The following is a 2,397-nucleotide window of genomic DNA, read 5'->3' on the forward strand; positions in this document are numbered from 1 at the left end:
AAATAATTCTGGTTTAAAGCCTTCCCCTGGATAGGGAAAAAAAGTTCTAGGATATTTCCTAATATTCAATTCCGTAGCGGTTTTAACCAGAGGTAATTATCAATTATCAATTATTGAAAAACAGTCTCTAATAATTAATAATTATCTCTTCTTGAAAAGAGGAGGATTGGTAAAAAAGGAATTGTTTTTCTTTTTTATCCTTTAAAGGAGAGGTTTTAAACCATTATTTTTCGGTAATTACACATATAGAAAATTACGATTTTCCGGAAACAGAAAATACAATTATCAATCAAGCTAAAAATGCTGGTTTTAGCAAATGTGAGTTTATTTATAGAGACCAAGAACATCCTAGATACTTATTAGTTTGTTATAAATAAGTATGGTTTGCTGAAAAACTCTTTTACCTCTCTTTATCCCTGAGTAAAGTTGCACATCCACTTGAGATAGAAAATTTAATTAAAATTTGTTAAGATATACAATGCTTGAGAGTCAATATTAATAATTTGGCCATAAAAAACTTAACTTGCTGTTAACCTACCTAGGAGATAAATTATAAATGCTGAGATTAGAACATATAAGTAAAATATATCCTACAGGTGTTGTTCTCAAAGATGTTAATTGGGAAGTTAAACCAGGCGATCGTATCGGTTTAGTTGGTGTTAATGGAGCTGGAAAATCAACTCAATTAAAAATTATTAATGGGGAAATGGAACCTACTTCTGGAGAAGTTATTCGCCCTGCAAGTTTACACATTGCTTATCTAACTCAAGAATTTGAAGTAAATCCTAATCGTACAGTTAGAGAGGAATTTTGGACAGTATTTACAGAGGCGAATAAAACTCACGAATCTCTTCTAGAAGTACAGCGAGAAATGGAAACTGCTACTCCAGAAAAATTAGATGAACTTATTCATAAATTAGACCGTTTACAACGACAATTTGAAGCTTTAAATGGTTATGGTTTAGATGCAGAAATTGAAAAGATATTGCCAGAAATGGGGTTTGAGTCTGAGGATGGCGATCGCTTAGTTAGTGATTTTAGTGGTGGTTGGCAAATGCGGATGAGTTTAGGAAAAATTCTTTTGCAAAGTCCAGATATCTTACTACTTGACGAACCGACTAACCATCTAGATTTGGAAACAATAGAATGGCTAGAAAATTATTTAAAAAATTTAGTAACTCCTATGGTTGTAGTTTCCCATGACCGGGAATTTATTGACCGTCTTTGTACTCAAATTGTGGAAACTGAAAGAGGTGTTTCTACTACTTATTTGGGTAATTATTCAGCTTATTTAGAACAGAAATTAGAAAATCAAGCTGCACAACTTAGCACTTATGAACGACAACAAAAAGAAATAGAAAAGCAACAGGCTTTTGTGGAAAGGTTTCGCGCTAGTGCTACTCGTAGTACCCAAGCAAAAAGTAGAGAAAAACTGTTAGAAAAAATAGAAGTTGTAGAAGCTCCTACCGCAGGTTTGAAAAGTTTAACTTTTCATTTTCCGCCAGCGCCTCGTAGTGGTCGAGATGTAGCAATAATTAAAGATTTAGTTCATACTTATGATGATAAAATTCTCTTTTTAGGGGCAAATTTAGAGATAGAAAGGGGAGATAGAATTGCTTTTTTAGGACCGAATGGTTGTGGTAAATCTACTTTACTACGAATGATTATGGGATTGGAAAAACCCACGGAAGGTACAGTTGAATTAGGTAAATATAATGTTATACCTAGTTATTTTGAGCAAAACCAAGCAGAAGCTTTAGACTTAACAAAAACTGTAATGGAAACTATCCATGATGAAGTACCTGATTGGAAAAATGAGGAAGTAAGAACTTTACTTGGTAATTTCTTGTTTAGTGGGGATACGGTATTTAAAAAAGTAGCTGCTTTGAGTGGTGGAGAAAAGGCTCGTTTGGCTTTAGCAAAAATGCTCCTTAAACCAGGAAATTTTATGTTATTAGATGAGCCGACAAATCATTTAGATATTCCAGCAAAGGAAATGTTAGAATCAGCATTACAAAAATATGATGGAACTGTAATTATTGTTTCCCACGACCGTTATTTTATTTCTCAAGTTGCTAATAAAATTGTGGAAATTCGGGATGGTGAATTTTATCCTTACTTAGGAGATTATCATTATTATCTAGATAAACTTGAGGAAGAAAAAGAAGCAAAAAGGTTAGCGAAAATAGCTGCGGAAAAAGCTGCTAAAAAAGCTGAAAAGGTTGCTAAGAAAAGACAGAAGCAAAAAGAAACTCAAAAGTCAAAGGCTAAAAGTAAAAAGTAAGAAAGAAGTAAGTCAAAAGTCAAAACTAAGAAAGTAAGAATAATTTAAGCAAGGAAATTATTTAAGAATATACTAATTCATTAATGAATAATAAATAATGGATAGTGGATAGT

Annotated in this window: 1 protein-coding gene; it reads left to right on the top strand. The window is 32.5% G+C overall.

Annotation, left to right across the window (positions count from 1 at the left end; translation table 11 throughout):
• Positions 1-556: 556 nt before the first annotated feature.
• Complete coding sequence (locus AFK68_RS01590; RefSeq protein ID WP_094671101.1) at positions 557-2,284, top strand: ABC-F family ATP-binding cassette domain-containing protein; 1,728 nt, start codon at positions 557-559, stop codon at positions 2,282-2,284.
• Positions 2,285-2,397 lie beyond the last annotated feature (113 nt).

Origin of the sequence: Hydrocoleum sp. CS-953 (assembly GCF_002260545.1) — a bacterium.
Taxonomy (GTDB): domain Bacteria; phylum Cyanobacteriota; class Cyanobacteriia; order Cyanobacteriales; family Microcoleaceae; genus Trichodesmium.

Coding starts and splice junctions, on each gene's coding strand:
- AFK68_RS01590 (WP_094671101.1), top strand. CDS start 557: ATGCTGAGATTAGAACATATAAGTAAAATATATCCTACAGGTGTTGTT.